The sequence below is a fragment of the Amycolatopsis sp. H20-H5 genome (assembly GCF_035828755.1).
Taxonomy (GTDB): Bacteria; Actinomycetota; Actinomycetes; order Mycobacteriales; family Pseudonocardiaceae; genus Amycolatopsis.
In genome coordinates, this window is sequence record NZ_JAYMZS010000099.1 from 19,183 (window position 1) to 36,458 (window position 17,276).

Annotated in this window: 21 protein-coding genes and 1 pseudogene; 11 read left to right on the forward strand and 11 right to left on the reverse strand. The window is 69.1% G+C overall.

The window, feature by feature from the left end; translation table 11 throughout:
• Positions 1 to 480: a Cys-tRNA(Pro) deacylase gene (ybaK, locus tag QMK34_RS36140; RefSeq protein ID WP_326419219.1), complete on the reverse strand. Its 480-nt coding sequence runs from the start codon at positions 478 to 480 to the stop codon at positions 1 to 3.
• A gap of 237 nt (positions 481 to 717) precedes the next feature.
• Here ybaK and QMK34_RS36145 point away from each other — a divergent pair, with 237 nt between their 5' ends.
• Complete coding sequence (locus tag QMK34_RS36145; RefSeq protein WP_326419241.1) at positions 718 to 1,353, forward strand: sigma-70 family RNA polymerase sigma factor; 636 nt, start codon at positions 718 to 720, stop codon at positions 1,351 to 1,353.
• Positions 1,350 to 1,667 carry a mycothiol system anti-sigma-R factor gene (gene rsrA / locus QMK34_RS36150; RefSeq protein WP_326419220.1) on the forward strand — a complete coding sequence of 106 codons (318 nt, stop codon included), beginning with the start codon at positions 1,350 to 1,352 and terminating at the stop codon, positions 1,665 to 1,667. Before QMK34_RS36145 ends, rsrA begins: the two co-directional genes overlap by 4 nt.
• A gap of 84 nt (positions 1,668 to 1,751) precedes the next feature.
• Here rsrA and QMK34_RS48075 read toward each other — a convergent pair whose 3' ends face one another.
• Positions 1,752 to 1,826, reverse strand: a complete 75-nt coding sequence (locus QMK34_RS48075; RefSeq protein ID WP_442785285.1) for a 50S ribosomal protein bL37 — start codon at positions 1,824 to 1,826, stop codon at positions 1,752 to 1,754.
• Between the two features lie 91 nt (positions 1,827 to 1,917).
• Here QMK34_RS48075 and QMK34_RS36155 point away from each other — a divergent pair, with 91 nt between their 5' ends.
• Together QMK34_RS36155 and QMK34_RS36160 are read left to right on the forward strand one after the other, a co-directional pair.
• On the forward strand, positions 1,918 to 2,106 hold the full coding sequence (locus QMK34_RS36155) for a hypothetical protein (RefSeq protein WP_326419221.1): 189 nt from the start codon (positions 1,918 to 1,920) through the stop codon (positions 2,104 to 2,106).
• A gap of 4 nt (positions 2,107 to 2,110) precedes the next feature.
• Complete coding sequence (locus QMK34_RS36160) at positions 2,111 to 3,643, forward strand: sensor histidine kinase (RefSeq protein WP_326419222.1); 1,533 nt, start codon at positions 2,111 to 2,113, stop codon at positions 3,641 to 3,643.
• A gap of 323 nt (positions 3,644 to 3,966) precedes the next feature.
• On the opposite strand, the gene QMK34_RS36165 is transcribed toward QMK34_RS36160, so the two are convergent.
• Positions 3,967 to 4,221, reverse strand: a complete 255-nt coding sequence (locus tag QMK34_RS36165; RefSeq protein ID WP_326419223.1) for a WhiB family transcriptional regulator — start codon at positions 4,219 to 4,221, stop codon at positions 3,967 to 3,969.
• 283 nt (positions 4,222 to 4,504) lie between these two features.
• Positions 4,505 to 5,431: a diacylglycerol/lipid kinase family protein gene (locus tag QMK34_RS36170; RefSeq protein ID WP_326419224.1), complete on the reverse strand. Its 927-nt coding sequence runs from the start codon at positions 5,429 to 5,431 to the stop codon at positions 4,505 to 4,507.
• Positions 5,432 to 5,760: 329 nt separating this feature from the next.
• On the opposite strand from QMK34_RS36170, the gene QMK34_RS36175 reads away from it, so the two are divergent.
• Positions 5,761 to 6,240 carry a hypothetical protein gene (locus QMK34_RS36175; protein WP_326419225.1) on the forward strand — a complete coding sequence of 160 codons (480 nt, stop codon included), beginning with the start codon at positions 5,761 to 5,763 and terminating at the stop codon, positions 6,238 to 6,240.
• 120 nt (positions 6,241 to 6,360) lie between these two features.
• Here QMK34_RS36175 and QMK34_RS36180 read toward each other — a convergent pair whose 3' ends face one another.
• Positions 6,361 to 6,843, reverse strand: a complete 483-nt coding sequence (locus tag QMK34_RS36180; RefSeq protein ID WP_326419226.1) for a GNAT family N-acetyltransferase — start codon at positions 6,841 to 6,843, stop codon at positions 6,361 to 6,363.
• Positions 6,844 to 6,847: 4 nt separating this feature from the next.
• The gene (locus tag QMK34_RS36185) at positions 6,848 to 7,441 is read right to left on the reverse strand and encodes a histidine phosphatase family protein (protein ID WP_326419227.1); all 594 of its coding nucleotides are present in this window, start codon (positions 7,439 to 7,441) and stop codon (positions 6,848 to 6,850) included.
• Between the two features lie 61 nt (positions 7,442 to 7,502).
• Here QMK34_RS36185 and QMK34_RS36190 point away from each other — a divergent pair, with 61 nt between their 5' ends.
• Complete coding sequence (locus QMK34_RS36190; protein WP_326419228.1) at positions 7,503 to 7,976, forward strand: hotdog fold domain-containing protein; 474 nt, start codon at positions 7,503 to 7,505, stop codon at positions 7,974 to 7,976.
• 71 nt (positions 7,977 to 8,047) lie between these two features.
• On the opposite strand, the gene QMK34_RS36195 is transcribed toward QMK34_RS36190, so the two are convergent.
• Positions 8,048 to 8,728: a hypothetical protein gene (locus tag QMK34_RS36195; protein ID WP_326419229.1), complete on the reverse strand. Its 681-nt coding sequence runs from the start codon at positions 8,726 to 8,728 to the stop codon at positions 8,048 to 8,050.
• A gap of 170 nt (positions 8,729 to 8,898) precedes the next feature.
• Here QMK34_RS36195 and QMK34_RS36200 point away from each other — a divergent pair, with 170 nt between their 5' ends.
• Complete coding sequence (locus QMK34_RS36200; RefSeq protein WP_326419230.1) at positions 8,899 to 10,518, forward strand: GMC oxidoreductase; 1,620 nt, start codon at positions 8,899 to 8,901, stop codon at positions 10,516 to 10,518.
• Between the two features lie 32 nt (positions 10,519 to 10,550).
• Here the strand turns inward: QMK34_RS36200 and QMK34_RS36205 are convergent, their stop codons facing one another.
• The 3 genes from QMK34_RS36205 to QMK34_RS36215 form a co-directional block, all read right to left on the reverse strand.
• On the reverse strand, positions 10,551 to 11,003 hold the full coding sequence (locus QMK34_RS36205; protein ID WP_326419231.1) for a MarR family winged helix-turn-helix transcriptional regulator: 453 nt from the start codon (positions 11,001 to 11,003) through the stop codon (positions 10,551 to 10,553).
• The gene (locus tag QMK34_RS36210; RefSeq protein WP_326419232.1) at positions 11,000 to 11,425 is read right to left on the reverse strand and encodes an SRPBCC family protein; all 426 of its coding nucleotides are present in this window, start codon (positions 11,423 to 11,425) and stop codon (positions 11,000 to 11,002) included. The genes QMK34_RS36205 and QMK34_RS36210 overlap by 4 nt, the downstream gene beginning before the upstream one ends.
• Before the next feature lie 67 nt (positions 11,426 to 11,492).
• Positions 11,493 to 12,101, reverse strand: coding sequence for a dTDP-4-dehydrorhamnose 3,5-epimerase family protein (locus QMK34_RS36215; RefSeq protein ID WP_326419233.1), 609 nt, complete (start codon positions 12,099 to 12,101; stop codon positions 11,493 to 11,495).
• A gap of 402 nt (positions 12,102 to 12,503) precedes the next feature.
• On the opposite strand from QMK34_RS36215, the gene QMK34_RS36220 reads away from it, so the two are divergent.
• A complete protein-coding gene (locus QMK34_RS36220; RefSeq protein ID WP_442785286.1) occupies positions 12,504 to 13,724 on the forward strand; it encodes an NAD(P)-dependent malic enzyme in 1,221 nt (406 codons plus the stop codon).
• 80 nt (positions 13,725 to 13,804) lie between these two features.
• Here the strand turns inward: QMK34_RS36220 and QMK34_RS36225 are convergent, their stop codons facing one another.
• Positions 13,805 to 15,232 (reverse strand): bis-aminopropyl spermidine synthase family protein, encoded by a 1,428-nt coding sequence (locus tag QMK34_RS36225; protein ID WP_326419234.1) that lies wholly within the window; start codon positions 15,230 to 15,232, stop codon positions 13,805 to 13,807.
• A 91-nt stretch (positions 15,233 to 15,323) separates the two neighbouring features.
• Between QMK34_RS36225 and QMK34_RS36230 the strand changes: the two genes are divergently transcribed.
• From QMK34_RS36230 to QMK34_RS36240, 3 genes and pseudogenes are all read left to right on the forward strand, one after another.
• The gene (locus QMK34_RS36230; protein ID WP_326419236.1) at positions 15,324 to 16,412 is read left to right on the forward strand and encodes an ABC transporter ATP-binding protein; all 1,089 of its coding nucleotides are present in this window, start codon (positions 15,324 to 15,326) and stop codon (positions 16,410 to 16,412) included.
• A complete protein-coding gene (locus QMK34_RS36235; RefSeq protein WP_326419237.1) occupies positions 16,412 to 17,107 on the forward strand; it encodes an ABC transporter permease in 696 nt (231 codons plus the stop codon). The genes QMK34_RS36230 and QMK34_RS36235 overlap by 1 nt, the downstream gene beginning before the upstream one ends.
• Positions 17,104 to 17,276, forward strand: a pseudogene (locus tag QMK34_RS36240) (ABC transporter permease); the annotation flags it as partial. The gene QMK34_RS36235 and the pseudogene QMK34_RS36240, both read left to right, overlap by 4 nt.

Below are 17,276 nucleotides of genomic sequence, written 5' to 3' on the forward strand. Positions count from 1 at the left end.
TCAGCCGCCCGCGATGGGCGCCACGATCGCGCCGGTGAGCCGGACGAGGTCCGCGGGCGCGAGTTCGACCTCCAGGCCGCGGCGCCCGGCCGAGCAGTGGATCGTCTCGAAGGCCTCCGCCGAGACGTCGATGACCACCGGGAGACGGCTGCGGTGCCCGAGCGGGGAGATCCCGCCGAGCACGTACCCGGTCGCGCGCTGGGCCGCCGCCGGGTCGGCCATCTTGGCCTTCTTCCCGCCCGCCGCGGCGGCGAGCGCCTTGAGATCGAGCTGGCCGGTGACCGGCACCACACCGACGGTGAGCCTGCCGTCGACGTCGGCGACCAGCGTTTTGAACACCCGCGCGGGATCGAGGCCGAGTGCCTGCACGGCCTCCAGGCCGTACGACTCGTGCCGCGGGTCATGGTCGTAGGCGTGCAGCACGTGCGCGACTTCCTGCTTGCTCAGCAGCGCAGTCGCCGGGGTTCCCTTGCCTGCCATGACGGCAGTCTATGAGCGGGCCCAGTGCGACCAGCGGCCGAGACGGGGAATGCGTCACCCGTCCGGGCTGTTGGACCCACCGTGCAGACAACGCTAGAAACACCCCGTCTCCGCACCCGGCGTGTGGCCGAGCGCTCGGATTACCCCGGCGTGTCCGGCCGCCCCAACCTGTCCCGAGTAAACTCGCCGGAGTCGTATGCGCACCCGCGCATCGACGCCGATCGGGAAGGGAACGGTTTGCCGAGCACGCAGAATTCCGCGCCTGAAGCGGGCACGGACGCCGAGCAGGCGAACGCGCGCGCCGAGCGCTTCGAGCGCGACGCGATGCCGCTGCTCGACCAGCTGTACTCGGCCGCGATGCGGATGACCCGCAACCCCGCCGACGCCGAGGACCTGGTCCAGGAGACCTACCTCAAGGCCTATGCGGCGTTCGCCTCGTTCAAGGCGGGCACCAACCTCAAGGCGTGGATGTACCGCATCCTCACCAACACCTACATCAACGGCTACCGCAAACGGCAGCGCCAGCCGTTGCAGCAGCCCACGGACGAGATCACCGACTGGCAGATCGCCAAGGCGGAGGCACACACCTCCAAGGGGCTGCGCTCGGCCGAGGTCGACGCCATGGACAACCTCCCCGACACCGACGTCAAGGCGGCGCTGCAGAAGCTGCCCGAGGAGTTCCGGCTCGCCGTGTACCTGGCCGACGTCGAGGGCTTCGCCTACAAGGAGATCGCCGAGATCATGGAAACGCCCATCGGCACCGTGATGTCGCGGTTGCACCGCGGCCGGGCCCAGCTGCGTGACCTGCTGGCCGACGTGGCGCGTGAACGTGGCTTCATCCGCGGTGGTCAGCAGGAGGTGGCGGGGCGATGACCGCCTGCGAAGGTGCAGAAGACAAGGTCAAGTGCGAAGAGGCGCTGTCCGAGATTTTCCTGCTCCTCGACAAGGAGTGCAGCCCGACGCGCGACGCCGAGCTCCGCAAGCACATCGAGGACTGCCCGCCGTGCCTCGAGGAGTACGGCATCGACGAGCAGCTCAAGCAGCTGCTGGCCCGCAAATGTGGCGGTGACCACGCGCCGGACGACCTCAAGACCAGGCTGCGGGCGTCGATCCGCCAGACCGTCGAGTCCCGCGGCGGCGTGACCGTGGAGCGCACCGAGATCAGCATCGAGCAGCGCGTCGAATAGCGCTTCTTAGCCACAGCGCCTCGTAGCACACGAAGGCCCCGCGCCTGATCCAGGTGCGGGGCCTTCGTGGCTTCTGATCGATGATCAGGAGTTGGGCTTCTTGCCGTGGTTCGCGCCGCGCTTCTTACGGTCGCGACGCTTGCGTGCGCGCTTCGACATGGGTTCACTCCTTGCGGTCTCTACGTGTCTTGATGGCCGCTGCGGGGCACTCGCGCGCCTGCCGGGCTCGGGTCAACCTCTTCAGTGTGTCATGGCGCTCTCCGGCGGTGCTCAGATGGCCCGGCTCTGGTTGGATTGGCTGGTCCGCACGCCGACGCTGGAGGCATCCGTGGCCGAGAAGTTCCCGCCGCTCCCCGACGTGGACGGCGCCCAGTCCCAGGTCCTGACGCGCGAAGGCGGCCTCGTCGGGCAGGACGCCGCGCTCGGGCTGGTTGACTAGCGCCGTGTCCACACTTTCCGATCTGCTCGCCGAGAACACCGGCCTCTCCGGCGAAGCCGCCGACCATCTGCAGGCCGTGGTGGCCGAGTGGCAGCTGGTGGCGGACCTGTCGTTCGCCGACTTCCTGCTCTGGGTCCCGGTCTCGGAGGACCTGAAGGCCGCGGGCGGCGACTTTGTCTGCGTCGCGCACGCCCGCCCGACCACGGCCCCCACGGCGCATCCCGAGGACGTCGTCGGCACGCGGTTCACCGTGGATGAACACCCGCAGCTGGCGAAGGCCATCCGCGAGGTGAAGATCTGCCGCGAGGAGGACCCGTACTGGTACCGGGACCTGCCGATGCGGCGGGAGGCCATCCCGGTGACCTTCGGCAAGGCCGTCATCGCCGTGCTGAGCCGCGAGACGAACCTGTCCGCGCCGCGCGTGCCCAGCCCGCTCGAGATCGCGTACCTTGGCAGCGCCGGCGACCTCTGCCAGATGATCGTGGACGGCACGTTCCCCGCCCGCGGCAACGAGACCGACACCCACACGAGTCCCCGGGTGGGTGATGGGCTGATCCGCCTGGACCCGAGCGGCACGGTCGTGTTCGCCAGCCCGAACGGGTTGTCCGCGTATCACCGGATGGGGCACGAGTCCGATCTCGTCGGCACCCGTCTCGCCCCGCTCACCCGGTCGCTGATCCGGGATCCATTCGACGCGACCGAGGTCTCGCACCGGATCATCGAGGCACTCGACGGCAAGCCGAGCAGCAGGACCGAGGCCGATTCGCGGCGCGGCGCGGTCGTCCTGTTCCGTGCGCTGCCGCTGCGTCCGGCAGGCCAGGCCGCGGGCGCACTGGTGCTGGTGCGCGACGTCACCGAGGTCAAGCGGCGCGACAGGGCATTGCTGTCCAAGGACGCGACGATCCGCGAGATCCACCATCGGGTGAAGAACAACTTGCAGACAGTGGCCGCGCTGTTGCGGCTGCAGTCACGCCGGACCTCAAGCGAGGAAGCGAGGCTGGCGCTCGGGGAGTCCGTGCGCCGGGTCTCGTCGATCGCGATGGTCCACGAAGCACTGTCCATTTCGGTCGATGAGCGCGTCGACCTCGACAAGCTGCTCGACAACGTCCTGCCGATGGTCGGCGAGGTCGCCACCGCGGAGTCGCGCGCGAGTCTGTCGAGGACAGGCTCTTTCGGTGTGGTGGTAGCGGAAATCGCGACGCCGCTGGTGATGGTGCTGGCCGAACTGGTGCAGAACGCCATCGAGCACGCGTTCCCCGATGGCAGGCCGGGCAAGGTCGAGCTCGTCGTGGAACGTTCGGCGCGGTGGCTGGACGTCGTCATCCGGGACAACGGCCGGGGGCTGCCGTCCGGATTCTCGCTGGAACGCAGCGACGGCCTCGGGCTGCAGATCGTGCGGACACTTGTCGAGTCCGAGCTGCGCGGCTCGCTCTCGTTGCGCGGGCTGCGCGGGGACAGCGAAGAGCCGACCGCCGCCGGACGCCGGGGCGGCGGCACGGAGGCAGCGTTGCGGATCCCGCTCAGCCGCAGACTCTGAGCTCTCCCGAAGACCTGACGCCCTGAGACTTCACCCGAAGGCCTGACCCGGCTGCGGACACGTTTAAGGGCCGGCACCTCTGGATGGTGGTGCCGGCCCTGCAACGTGCGGGAGGACTTGAAGTCCTGGTGAGGTTTCGCGCCACCCGGGTGCGGGCGGTTTCCCCTCGGTTGTTAAACTCGAATCGGGTAGTTATCACCTCAGGTCGCTTGAGCGCAAGCCCACTCGCCTAAGAGATTTTCACCGCTTTGGGTTGTTCTGCTGTGACACTGTCTTGCTGTCACACTGTCCTGCTATGAAACTGTTTTGCTTGACCAGAAAGGTCAGGCGTTGGTACGCGTGCCGATGTGCGTACGGCGGCGCTTGAGAGCGCGTCGCTCGTCTTCGCTCATCCCGCCCCACACGCCAGCATCCTGTCCGCTGGCCAGAGCCCAGGCCAAGCAGTCGGACGCTACGGTGCAGCGGTGGCACACGGCCTTGGCCTCGGAGACCTGAGAGAGAGCAGGACCGCTGGTTCCCACGGGGAAGAACAGCTCGGGGTCCTCGTCTCGGCAGGCCGCGTCGTGGCGCCAGTCCATGTCGTGAGCTCCTTTATAACGGCGCGGTACTCCGCGCCATAGTCGTCATGGCGGTCGTTGTTTTGGGTGCTTGTGAATGCTTTCACGAAGCACCGCGTTCGACAAGGGTTTTCTGAAGATCGGTGAGTCAGCTCACCCGGCTGAGCGACACGTCTGACCTGCGGTTTCTGTCCGAAACGGCCACCCGTTGGGAAGCCCGAAGGAAGGCCGATGCGGTGAGTGGAGCTTCTGCGTCGACGAGCGGCATCTTGCACTTTGCCGCAGGCGATCAGGGGTCCAGTCGTCACACGATTACTGAGAGTGCGCCGGGGACGCTGAGGAAGTCCACCCGCGTCCGCTGCCCGACGAGGTCCCCATCCACCTGGAAGTTAACCGGCTCAGCTGCATCGATGCGGATCAGCGGCAGGTCATCGTGACGGAGGAGACGGCGTCCGCGCTGGTTGCTCTTGGTGACCAATGCTTGCCGTACATGCCTGAACACGGTGGGCAAACCCAGACCGCTCAACGCGAACAGGCCCAGTCCACCTTCGAACGAGCAGTCCTGGTTGAGGTGGATGGGCCGCTCGCCCAGGTAACTCCACGGATCGGTGTTCGACACGAAAGCGGTCAATACCTCGGCCGGGTCTTCACCCGGGATCCGCACGGTGAGCTTCGGGCGGCCCAGCGGCGGCCGGAAGTGCATCGACACCGCGGCCCGCAGATAGAGGGAGGCACTGGTCTGCTTGCCCCGCCGCTTCGCGACCCGCCCGACGACGTCGGCGTCCCAGCCGAGGCCGGCGTTGAAGGTGAACCAGTGGCCGTCGGCCAGCCCGAGCCCGACCTTGCGGTGCCGGTTGGCCTCCAGCGCGTTCAGCAGCTGGTGCGTCGCCTCGACCGGATCGTGCGGAATGCCGAGCGCGCGGGCGAAGACGTTCGCGGAGCCGCCGGGCACCACACCCAGCATCGGCGCGCCGCCGACCTCGGCCGGATTGCCGCCGGCGTCGGCGAGCAGGCCGTTGACGACCTCGTTCACCGTGCCGTCGCCACCGTGCGCCACCACGAGGTCGATCCCGTCGCGCGCGGCCGAGCGGGCGACCGCCATCGCGTGCCCGCGGTAGTCCGTCTCGACGACGTCGAGCTTGACCTGGCTGGCCAGCGCGTGAGCCAGCACGTCCCGGCCACCCGCGGTGGTCGAGGTGGCCTGGGGGTTCACGACGAGGATGGCACGCACTACCGCAGGGTAGGTGACGCCGGCTGAGGGCGGGAGCTCTCTGGCGCCCAAGGTGACGTACTGCTCACCATCCCCGAGACACTCCGTTGACCCTGTGGCGGGCGTTCCTCCTCTGCCGACGACTCCGTGACCATCGAGACAGCTGTGCCAGTCGTGACAAGTGCACCCGGGCCGACCGCCCGCTCATCGACGACACCTCAGAGTTTTACTCCCCGGCGGCCCGGGGAAAACGGCCGACCGGGTGGCATACCATCGAAAGTGCTCACGTACGGTGACTCGCCCTGGTCAGGCGCCGTACTCGGTGAAAACTTCCCGGAAGGCCGTTCTTCGTGTCGTTCGCCGACAGGTTCTCGCCCGCTCCCCGAGAGGTGCGCGCCGCCGGCGTGCTCACCGCGCTGCCCGGCGTCGCACTACTCGTTTTCGGGGTTGTCCTGCTGGTCAGGGGCCTGGGAGAGCCGACCCAGCCGGGCAACAACGTGCTCGCGGAGTTCGCCTATTACTTCATCCTGGCCCTTGCCGTGGTGGCGTGCGGCGCGGGACTCGTGCTCGGCAAGACCTGGGCCCGCTCGCCGGTGGTGGTCGTCTCGCTACTGCTGGTGGGTGTCGGCTGGTACGTCGCGGGGCCATCCGGGCAGCTCGCCTGGGGAATCCCGCTCGGCCTGCTCGGCATCGCCGTGCTCGTCCTGCTGTTCCGCCGCCCCTCCCGCGCCTGGGCCCTCGGCCTCGAAGACGGCGAGACCGAGGAAGAGGCCGCGGAACGCGGCGGTGCGGCGGGCCGCGCCGCCCGCCGCGAACGCGACGAGCAGTAGTCCGTGTGCTCAGACTGCCGCCACACGTGATCAGACTGCCGTCACGCGTGACTGGACTGCCGACACCGTGACGGCAGTCTGATCACGCGTGTGTGTCGCACAATCACGCGTGTGTGGTGTTCAGGCGTGGGTGGCGAGGGTGGTGAGGGCGTCGTCGGTGAGGCGGTTGACGGTCCACTCGTCCTGGGGGACCGCGCCGAGGGCCTGGTAGAACTCGGTCGCCGGGTTCCAGTCGAGGACCGACCACTCCAGGCGGGCGAAGCCGCGCTCGACGCATTCCGCGGCCAGCGTCGCCAGGAGGACCTTGCCGAGGCCCGAGCCGCGGAGCTCCGGGCGGACGTAGAGGTCTTCCAGGAAGATCCCGTGCAGCCCGCGCCAGGTGGAGAAGTTGAGGAACCACAGGGTGAACCCGGCGATCTCGCCGTCGACCTCGGCGACGTGCCCGAACAGCGCGGGCGCCTCGCCGAACAATGCCGTGCGCAGCTGGTCCGCGGTGAGGTGACACTCGTCGGGCGCGCGTTCGTACTCGGCGAGGTCGTGGACGAGACCGACGACGGTGTCGACGTCCTCGTCACGGATCCGGCGGATCCGGTCGTCAGTCATGCTGCTAGTCCTCCGGGATGGGCGGGATGTTGAGGTGCTCGATCTGCGGCTCGCCGCGCTCGTCGCCGAGCACGGTCACGCTGGCCGGGTCGAGTCCGAAGTGGACACCCGAGGTCGACGCCAGGCCGAGCCACCGCGCGACGAGCACGCGGCTGAAATGCCCGTGTCCCACCATGATCACCTCGCCGTCGCCGAGCGCGAGGCGGACGCGGTCGAGCAGCTTGTCCGCGCGGGCCCCCACTTCGTCCGCGCTTTCGCCGCCGGGGATCGGGTGCGACCACACCGTCCAGCCGGGTACGGTCTCGCGGATCGTCGGGGTGGTGACGCCCTCGTAGTCGCCGTAGTCCCACTCGCCCAGTTCCTCGGTGACCTCGTCGATCCGCAGGCCGGCCAGGTCCGCCGTGCGCCGCGCCCGCGTCCGCGGACTGGACAGCACCAGCGACGGGCTGCCGCCGAGCAGCGTGCGCAGGGTCGCGCCCGCCGCTCTGGCCTGGCCCTCGCCCGCCGGGGTCAGCGGGATGTCCGTGCGTCCGGTGTGCCGTCCGTTGACCGACCACTCGGTCTGTCCGTGCCGAAGGAGAAAGAGCCGATTTGCCACGTTGCGAATATAGCCTGCCGTCTGGTTAGCTACTGACGAGTAGCTTCGTGGAGGAGACGGTATGGCGCAGAATCCGACGTACGCGATGTGGCAGAAACTGGCCGCCAAACCCGGCGGGAAGCAGCTGTTCTCGTCGGCGATGTGCCTGCGTGTGCCCTATTTCCGGACGGTGCTGCCGTCGGTGCGGGACCTGCGGGCCGGACGCTGTGAGGTGACCGCCCCGAAATGGTGGGGTGTCTACAACCACATCGGCACTTTTCACGCCATCGCGGCCTGCAACCTCGCCGAGATCGCGATGGGCATGCTCGCCGAGGCGACCGTCCCGATGACGCACCGCTGGCTGCCCAAGGGGATGTCGGTCGAGTACGTCGCCAAGGCGGAGACCGGCCTGCGGGCGGTGGCCGAACTGCCGGAGCTCCCGGAGTTCGGCGACGACGGCTTCGAGCTCCCCGTTCCGGTGATGATCACCGACACCCACGGCAAACCCGTGGTGACGGCGGTCATCACCATCTGGGTGACCCGAAAGAAGGACTGACCCGTCAACTCGTCGACGAGTTGTGGTGTCTCGCGAACTGAGAGACCACGATTCGTCGACGAGTTGCGCGGTCAGTACTGCTGGTAGCGAACGTAGGTGTGCTCCTCGAACCGGACCGTCCCGGACGGCGAGGGCAGGCCGAGCCAGTGGTTGAGCAGCGGGGCGAGCGGGCCGCAGCCGCGTGCGGCGGGGAGCGCCAGGTCCTCGTCGTAGACCGAGAATTTGATCGTCTTCGGGTTGTCGGAGACGACCGTCGGGGTGCCCTCGTCGTGGACCACCGCGACGACCGGGTCCGCCGGGTTGGCGATCGCGCATCCCTTGGGCAGCAACGGATGGCGCAGCTCGGCGTAGAAGCCGAGCTCGCCGCGGCGCCGGTCGTCCGACAGGAAGTCGGAGTAGCCGCCGTACCGCAGCCTGAGGGTGGCGCCGGGCAGGCCGGGGATGCGTGCGGGCTCGTGTCGCAGGGCGCCGAAGACCTGGGCGTACTGGCCGTTGATCCGGCCTTCGGCGAAGGTCAGCCTGATCTCGCCCAGCTCCATCTTCCCGACCCGGCCGAACGTCAGGGATCCTTGCGAGACAAAGGCTTCACAGCGCCAGGTGCCGGGATCGGCGGTGGCCGGAAGCGCGGGGCAGTCCGCGAAGTCGAAGGTGGGCAATGGTTCCGGTGCGGGCGCCGCCGCGGCGGGCACGCTCAGTGCGAGGGTGACGGCTGTCGCGGCGACCCCGGCCGCGACCAGCTGGGAAAGTCTCATGGGCCGATCCTGGCCTCCCGGAGAGGTCGGTCACATCGGGGAAGTCACCCAGGGGAAGCCCCGAATCAGATGACCCGATCGAGTGAAACTTAACACCGTTTACCCAGCTGACGCGAATGTCGTTCGCATTCGCTCTTGTCTTCGCGCCAGCACGGTTAGACCATGCAGCGATGGTGTCCCCCCTCTCCCGCCGCCGCTTTCTCGGCCTCGCCGCGCTCAACTCCGCCGCCGCCCTTGGGCTCACCACCATTTCCGCCCACGCCGCCACCTCGGCCCGGACACCGCTGCCCGAGTTCTCGCCCGCCGTCGTGATCGGGACCGGTTACGGCGCCGCCGTCACCGCCCTTCGGCTCGGTGAGGCCGGAATCGCGACCACGATGCTGGAAATGGGCAGGCTGTGGACTGATCCCGGCAAAGACGGCAACGTCTTCTGCACGATGCTTTCCCCGGACGAGCGGTCGATGTGGTTCAAGAAACGCACCGAAGCCCCGCTCGCCTCCTTCCTCTGGCTCGATCTGGCGAACCACGACATTTCGCCGTACGCCGGCGTGCTCGACCGCGTGCATTTCGGGGACATGTCGGTCTACCTCGGCCGCGGGGTCGGCGGTGGCTCACTGGTCAACGGCGCCATGGCCGTCACCCCGAGGCGTGACTACTTCGAGGAGATCCTGCCCGCGGTCGACGCGGACGAGATGTACGGCAAGTACTTCCCGCGTGCCAACGCCGGGCTCGGCACGAACCACGTCGATCCGCGGTGGTTCGAGACCTGCCGGTCCTACAACTACGCGCGCGTCTCGCGCAAGGCCGCCGCGAAGGCGGGGTTCAAGACCACTTTCGTGCCCAGCGTCTACGACTTCGAGTACCTCAAGCAGGAAGAGGCCGGCACGGTGCCGCGCTCCGCGCTCGGCTCGGAGGTCATCTACGGCAACAACCACGGCAAGCGCTCGCTGGACAAGTCCTATCTCGCCGCGGCGCTCGGAACCGGCAACGTCACCATCCAGGCGCTGCGGGAGGTCCGCGAGATCAGCCAGCAACCCGACGGCACTTTCACCCTGGTGGTGCGCGAGATCGACGTGCTCGGCAACGTACTGGCCACCCGGCACCTCAGCACCCGTCACCTGTTCCTCGGCGCGGGCAGCCTCGGTTCCACCGAGCTGCTGCTGCGCGCCCGCGAGACCGGGCGGCTGCCCGCGCTCAACGGTGAGATCGGGCAGGGCTGGGGCACGAACGGCAACGTGATGCTGGGGCGCGCCAACCACCTGTGGGACACCACCGGCAGCCTGGAGTCGGGGATGCCCGCGCTGGGCATCGACAACTGGGACGATCCGATCAACCCGGTGTTCGCCGAGATCGCGCCGGTGCCCGCGGGGATCGAGACCTGGGCGAGCCTGTACCTCGCGATCACGAAGAACCCCGAGCGCGGGCACTTCAGCTACGACGGCGCCAGTGACTCGGCGAAGCTGCAGTGGACCTCGGCGCAGGGACAGCGCTCGATCGACGCGGCCAAGGCGCTGTTCGACAAGGTCAACCGGGCGAACGGGACGATCTACCGTCACGACCTTTTCGGCGACACGCGGGCGTTCGAGAACAGGTTCACGTATCACCCGCTCGGCGGGCTGGTGCTTGGCAAGGCCACCGACCTCTATGGCCGGGTCAAGGGCTACCGGAACCTTTACGTGACAGACGGTTCCCTGATCCCGGGGAGCACCGGCGTGAACCCGTTCGTCACCATCACCGCGCTGGCCGAGCGCAACGTGGAACGCGTTCTCGCCGAGGACATCCGGCGCTAGGGCGCGCGCTTCGAACGTCCGACACGGTGACGTCAGTCCCGCACGAGCGCGCCGAGGGTGGAGACGAAGGTGCCGGTGGAGTCTTCGCCCAGTGCGGCGAAGAAGCCCGCGTCGGCGCGCTCGACGTCCGCGAGCGCGCCCTTGACCACCGCCAGACCCGGGCCGGTGACCTGAAGCCGCCGGACCCGGGCGTCGGCGGGGTCCGGCGCGCGGTCCAGCAGGCCGCGCTCGGCGAGCTTGCGCACGACCTGGCTGGTCATCATCGTGTCGGTGCCCGCCCGCTCGGCCAGCCGTTGTTGCGTAGGCGCTTCGCCGCTCTGGCCGAGCCACCAGGTGGTGGTCAGTAACACGAACTGCACATGCGTGAGGTCGTGGGGCGCCAGCGCGGCCCGCATGGCCCGCTGCCACGACAGTGTCACCCGCCAGAGCAGGAAGCCGGGGCTCTGTTCGGGGCCTTGCCAGCGTGACGCCGGGTTCGCTGTCATACCCGGCAGGATGCCTCAGCCAGTTTCGCGAGCGCGCGCATGGCTTCCGGTACGTCCTCGGTGACGACCGGGCCGAACTCCTTCGCCATCTCCGGGGGGCCGTCGATCTCCACCCGATGGGTGATCGTCGTGAGGCCGTCGGCCGTGGTGAGCCGGTGGCCGAACCGCAGGACGCCGCCCGGGATCGCGGTCTCGTCGCTGAAGGCGACACCCGGCTCGACCTCGGTGAGGATGTACGTGATCAGGGGCTGGCCGGGGATCGTCATCGTCCCGCCGCTGCCGGGGGCGAACGGGCCGTCGAGGGTGATCGCTTCGAGCGAGGTGTCCCATTCGGTCCAGCGTGAGACGTCCGACCAGAGTGCCCAGACGGCGTCGGCCGGGGCGGTGGTGGTCACGGTGTGCTCGTACTCGTAATTTGCCATGCGCGCATACTATATGCGCGCATAGTACTTGGGCAAGGGTCGGTTTCGTGTCAGGCGGCCGCCGGGCTCAGTTGCCGCCTGAGCGCAGCTTCTCGTAGTAGGACACGCAATCGTCGTAGCTCGGCAGTAGTCCCTGATCCCGCGCTTCGGCCAGCGTCGGCGCGTCGCGGTCCTTTTCGGACAGGATCTGCTCGATGCCGGCGGGCCAGGGCAGTTCGAGCGCCGGGTCCAGCGGGGTGATCCCGTGCTCACCCGTCGGGGTGTACGGCTCGGAGCAGATGTACGCCATCGCGGTGTCGTCCTCGAGTGCGATGAACGCGTGCCCGAGCCCCTCGCTGACGTAGACCGCGCGGAAATCGGTGTCGTCGAGGCGCACCGCGTCCCACTGACCGAAGGCGGGCGAGCCGACCCGCAGATCCACGATCACGTCGAGCAGCGCGCCCTGCGGGCAGTAGACGTATTTCGCCTGCCCCGGCGGGGTGTCGGCGAAATGCACGCCGCGAATGGTGCCGCGCCGGGAAACGCTGTGATTGGTCTGGGACAGCCGCAGGGGGTAGCCGACGGCTTCGCGGACGGCCTCACCCTGGAACGGCGCGACGAACAGACCGCGATCGTCGGGAAAAGCGCGGGGGGTGAATTCGTAGGCGTCGGGGATCTTCAGTCGGCGGGCTCGCATGGTCTGCACTCTATTTCTCAATCGATTCAGTGAATCCCAAACCGGATGGACGTCTTGGGAAAAGGGTTTGACCAGGATAAACGATCCGCACTTTGTGACTTGAGACGCACCATGGGGCCAAGCCCGGTGACCTTGCTGGCACAATGGTTTTACCGCCGCGTCCACGGCCATCGCCTCACCAAGGCAGAGATGGCCGCTGTGACGCTTCGCCGACAGGCCGGCGCTACCGCGCTGGGCTGCCGTGCCGGAGGACAAGTTTCCACAGGTGGCGGGTAGCTCCATTCCCCACGGCCACCGGTGGTCCCCCGCTCGCAGTCCCAGGAGATTCCAGTGACTTTCGCCCGAACCGCGCGGACCGCGTCCCCCACTGGGGAGACGACGGATCCGATGAACGGAATGACGATGAACGACCAGGTCCGCACCGAAACCGCTGCGGAAGCCGCCCCGCCCGTCACGGGTGAGCACGCACCGGTGACCGACGAAGAGATCTTCCGCGGCCATGAGGGCGGCAAGCTCTCGGTGGCGGCCGTGCGGCCGATCTCCGCCCCGCGTGACCTCTCCATCGCGTACACCCCGGGGGTGGCGAAGGTCAGCCGCGCCATCGCGGAGGACGCGTCGAAGGCCAAGCGCTACACCTGGGCGGACAGGCTGGTCGTGGTGGTCAGCGACGGCACGGCGGTGCTCGGCCTCGGCGACATCGGCGCCAGCGCGTCGCTGCCGGTCATGGAGGGCAAGTCGGTTCTGTTCAAGACGTTCGGCGGGCTGGATTCGATTCCGCTGGTGCTCGACACCACCGACGTCGACGAGATCGTCGAGACGCTCGTCCGGCTGCGCCCGTCCTACGGCGCGGTGAACCTCGAGGACATCTCGGCGCCGCGCTGCTTCGAGATCGAGGACAAGCTCAAGGAAGCGCTCGACTGCCCGGTCATGCACGACGACCAGCACGGCACCGCGATCGTCACCCTCGCCGCGCTGCGGGGCGCGAACCTGGTGCTGGACCGCGACATCAAGGCCGAGCGCGTGGTCATCTCGGGCGCGGGCGCGGCGGGTGTCGCCTGCGCGAAGATCCTGCTGGCCGCGGGCGTCGCCGACGTCACGGTGCTGGACTCCAAGGGCATCATCCACGGCGGCCGCCAGGGGCTGAACTCGAGCAAGCAGTGGGTGGCCGACACCACGAACACCGCCGGGCTGACCGGCGGCCTCGCCGAAGCGCTCAAGGGCGCGGACGTGTTCCTTGGGCTGTCCGGCGCGACGATCGACGAGTCGCTGCTGGGCGGCATGGCCAAGGACTCGATCGTGTTCGCGCTGTCCAACCCGGATCCGGAGGTCCACCCGGAGATCGCGGCGCGCTACGCCTCGATCGTCGCCACCGGGCGCAGCGACTTCCCGAACCAGATCAACACCGTGCTCGCGTTCCCGGGCGTCTTCCGCGGCGCGCTGGACTCCGGCGCGCGGTCGATCACGGAGAACATGAAGCTCGCCGCGGCCGACGCGATCGTCGCGGTGGCGCAGGACGACCTCGGCCCGGACCGCATCGTCCCGAGCCCGCTCGACCCCCGCGTCGCCCCCGAGGTGGCCGCCGCGGTCGCCGCGGCGGCGCGCAAGGACGGCGTCACGGCTTAAGGGACAGCTGAAGGTCGCCTTGGGTGCGTTGAGCGCACCAAGGGCGACCTTCAGCAGGCTGAACGCACCAAGGGCGACCTTCAGCCGCGTGTCAGGAGCCGGGCCAGGCGATGCCGGGGGAGGTCGATCAGCCGGGCGTCCTTGAGCTCCTCTGGCACGCTCAGCGAGACGTTGGCCAGGCGCGCGTGGGCGCGCATGAGCAGCTCGTCCGGGTGCTCGACGATGTCCGCGACGACGACCGCGTGCTTGTTGTCGGGGGTGCTGCGCAGCAGGCGCAGCTTGTACTTCGCGCCGACCAGGTCGTTCAACGCCTTCTGCGCCGCCGCGTCCGCGAGGTCGGGGTGGGCGTTCGGCAGCAGCAGCGCCAGCCGCCGGGCGTTCGTGCCCAGCAACGTCCGCAGCAGCCAGGGCCCGGGGTCGGCCGTCAGGTCCATCGCGACGGCGTCGCCCTCCGGGCCGGAAATCGACCAGTCGACCGGTCTGCTTTCGACCCCGAGCCCGCCCTCGGCGGCGATCTCGTACAGCTTGTCCAGCAGCGCCGGTTTCGTGCTGCCCGCTTCGACCGACTGCGGCCCGTGCGTGTAGATCGCGGCCTTGCCCTTGCCGCCGCGGATCTTCTTCGCCTTCGCTGTGGGCTGGCACACATAGAGGTCCGCCGAGCTGCCGATGGCCTGCGCGCCGAAGTAGCGGTTGAAGTCCGGCAGGATCGCCTCGAACGTCAGCCCCAGCGTCGCCAGCGACCGCTGCACCTGCGCGCCCAGCGCGGGGTGCCGGACGCTATAGCCGTACGCCAGCAGCAGGCGGCCGTCGGTTGGCTCGCGCAGCGCCTGCACCCCGCGCGACGCGAACAGGCCCATCCCCTCGGGGGTGTAGGGCGGGTCGGTGAACACCAGGTCGGCCCGGCCGGAGATCGACGGCGGCAGCCCCACGCGCAGGTCGGCGTGCAGCGTCCGGATCGAGCCCTCGCTTACCTCCTCGACGTACGCGAGCACCCGGTCGTCGAGGTCGACCACGGTCAGCTCGGTGTCGGGGCGCACCGCGCGCACGGCCAGCGAGGTCAGGTCGTGGTCGCCGAGGAACAGGATCCGCGCGGAGCCGAGGTCGTAGCGTGAATCGAGCCACAGCGCCCGCCTCAGCACGGTCTCCGGGGTGGCCTGGACGTGGTCCAGCGCGGACAGCGGCGGCGGCACGCTGTCGACGTAGCCGGTGATCCTGGCCAGCAGTTCTGTCCGCTCGGCCAGCGCGGCATCGATCGGATCGCCGTACGCCGGCAGCTGGTAGCGGGCGTAGGCGGCCCGCGCGCCGGGCGCGATCCGGACCCCGGCGTCGGACCGCTCGAGATCGTCGCCGAGCGCGGCCAGCAGCTCCTCGACGCTGCGCCGTGGCGCGCTGCTGGCGCGGACGAGTTCGCCGAGGTCGTGCCGCCCTTCGCGGAGCAGGCCAAGGACCCGGAACAGCGGTCCCAGGTGGACACCGTGCGCGGCGATGACGTCGTCGAGTGAGCTCACGGCGCGAGCCTAGCCGCACGGGTTTCTGGGACACCGTGCCAACAGGCGGGATGTGGGCTACGGTTTTTCAACCAGACATGGGGAGTAGCGCGTGACTATCGAGTTCCGTGGCGTGACCAAGCGGTATCCAGACGGGACGGTCGCCGTCAACGACCTCAATCTCACGGTCGACGACGGCACGATCACCGTGTTCGTCGGCCCGTCCGGCTGTGGCAAGACCACCTCACTGCGGATGATCAACCGCATGGTCGAGCCCACCGCGGGCAGTGTCCTGCTCGACGGCAAGGACGTCAGCGAGGGCGATCCGGCGCTGCTGCGGCGCGGCATCGGCTACGTCATCCAGCACGCCGGGCTCTTTCCACATAGGACGGTCCTGGACAACGTCGCCACCGTGCCGCTGCTGTCCGGCTGGGACAAGGCCAAGGCCCGCAAGCGCGCGGCCGAGCTGCTGGAGACCGTCGGCCTGCCCGCCGAGCTCGGCAAGCGGTACCCGGCACAGCTTTCCGGCGGCCAGCAGCAGCGCGTCGGCGTCGCGCGGGCGCTCGCCGCGGACTCGCCGGTGCTGCTGATGGACGAGCCGTTCTCGGCCGTCGACCCGATCGTCCGCGAAGAGCTGCAGGACGAGCTGCTGCGGCTGCAGTCCCAGCTGGGCAAGACCATCGTGTTCGTCACCCACGACATCGACGAGGCCGTCCGGCTCGGCGACAAGATCGCGGTCCTGCGTGTCGGCGGGGTGCTCGCCCAGTACGGGACGCCGTCGGACGTGCTGCGCCACCCGGTGGACGACTTCGTCGCGTCGTTCGTCGGCCGCGACCGCGGCTACCGCGGGCTTTCGTTCCTGTCCGCCGACGGCGTCGAGGTCATCGACGCCGAGCGGGTCGAGGTCGGCACCACGCTCCCCGGGCCGAATCCCGGCTGGCTGATCGCGGTCAACGCCGGGGGCCAGCCGCGTGGCTGGCTGCCTCCGAATTCCACTGTGGACGGTCCGGTGACCGAGGATCAGCTGGTCGCGGGCGGTTCCCTCTACCAGCAGGGCACGCCCATCCGCGGTGCGCTCGACGCCGCGTTGTCCTCACCCGCCAGCCTCGGCGTGGTCGTCGACGCCGAGCACCGGGTGCTCGGGGTGGTCAAGGCGAAGCAGGTGCTGGAGATCATCGAGGCGACACCCCAGGCCTCGTGATGGGTGACTTCTTCGGCGAACTCGGGCGCTACCTGAGCAGCGCCAACACCCGGACGCAGATCCTCGGCGACCTGCTCGACCACGTCTATCTCGCGCTGCTGCCGCTCGTGCTCGGCATCGTGCTCGCGATACTGGCCGCCTGGCTCGGCTATCGCTGGCACCCGGCCCGCGGCGTGCTGCTCGTGCTGTCCAACCTGCTCTACACGATCCCGTCGATCGCGCTGTTCGTCGTGCTGCCCGGCATCATCGGCACCCAGATCGCGAACCCGGTCAACGTGGTGGCGGCGCTGACGATCTACACCACGGCGCTGCTGGTCCGCCCGGTCCTCGACGCGCTCGACGCGGTACCGCCGCACGTCATCGCGGCGGCCACGGCCGTCGGTTACCGGCCCGCGCGCCGGTTCCTGGCCGTCGAGCTCCCGCTGGCCGTCCCGGTCCTCGCGGCCGGGGTGCGGGTCGCGGCGGCGAGCAACATCAGCCTGGTCAGCGTCGGCGCGCTGATCGGCACCGGCGGGCTCGGCCTGCTGTTCACCGAAGGATTCACCCTGTCGTTCTTCTCGCCGATCGTGGTCGGCATCGTGCTGACGCTGGTCCTCGCGCTGGGCGTCGACCTCCTGCTCGTCGGGCTGCGCACCCTCCTGACGCCCTGGGAACGCGCGACGACGGCCAAGTCCACGGTGGTGAGTGCCGCGTGATCGGCGACCTGTTCACCTGGTTCGGCGACCCGGCCCACTGGCAGGGGACCGACGGCGTGTGGAACCGGCTTCTGCAACACCTCGGCTACACGTTCTTCGCGCTGGCGATCGCGCTCGTGATCGCCGTCCCGCTCGGGTTGTTCGTCGGCCACACGGGCCGGGGCGGGGT

What these genes read in the sequence shown, in the direction of transcription:
- ybaK (WP_326419219.1), bottom strand. Translation starts at nt 480, where the DNA reads ATGGCAGGCAAGGGAACCCCGGCGACTGCGCTGCTGAGCAAGCAGGAA.
- rsrA (WP_326419220.1), top strand. Translation starts at nt 1,350, where the DNA reads ATGACCGCCTGCGAAGGTGCAGAAGACAAGGTCAAGTGCGAAGAGGCG.
- QMK34_RS36155 (WP_326419221.1), top strand. Translation starts at nt 1,918, where the DNA reads ATGGCGCTCTCCGGCGGTGCTCAGATGGCCCGGCTCTGGTTGGATTGG.
- QMK34_RS36165 (WP_326419223.1), bottom strand. Translation starts at nt 4,221, where the DNA reads ATGGACTGGCGCCACGACGCGGCCTGCCGAGACGAGGACCCCGAGCTG.
- QMK34_RS36180 (WP_326419226.1), bottom strand. Translation starts at nt 6,843, where the DNA reads ATGACTGACGACCGGATCCGCCGGATCCGTGACGAGGACGTCGACACC.
- QMK34_RS36190 (WP_326419228.1), top strand. Translation starts at nt 7,503, where the DNA reads ATGGCGCAGAATCCGACGTACGCGATGTGGCAGAAACTGGCCGCCAAA.
- QMK34_RS36195 (WP_326419229.1), bottom strand. Translation starts at nt 8,728, where the DNA reads ATGAGACTTTCCCAGCTGGTCGCGGCCGGGGTCGCCGCGACAGCCGTC.
- QMK34_RS36200 (WP_326419230.1), top strand. Translation starts at nt 8,899, where the DNA reads ATGGTGTCCCCCCTCTCCCGCCGCCGCTTTCTCGGCCTCGCCGCGCTC.
- QMK34_RS36205 (WP_326419231.1), bottom strand. Translation starts at nt 11,003, where the DNA reads ATGACAGCGAACCCGGCGTCACGCTGGCAAGGCCCCGAACAGAGCCCC.
- QMK34_RS36210 (WP_326419232.1), bottom strand. Translation starts at nt 11,425, where the DNA reads ATGGCAAATTACGAGTACGAGCACACCGTGACCACCACCGCCCCGGCC.
- QMK34_RS36215 (WP_326419233.1), bottom strand. Translation starts at nt 12,101, where the DNA reads ATGCGAGCCCGCCGACTGAAGATCCCCGACGCCTACGAATTCACCCCC.
- QMK34_RS36220 (WP_442785286.1), top strand. Translation starts at nt 12,504, where the DNA reads ATGAACGACCAGGTCCGCACCGAAACCGCTGCGGAAGCCGCCCCGCCC.
- QMK34_RS36235 (WP_326419237.1), top strand. Translation starts at nt 16,412, where the DNA reads ATGGGTGACTTCTTCGGCGAACTCGGGCGCTACCTGAGCAGCGCCAAC.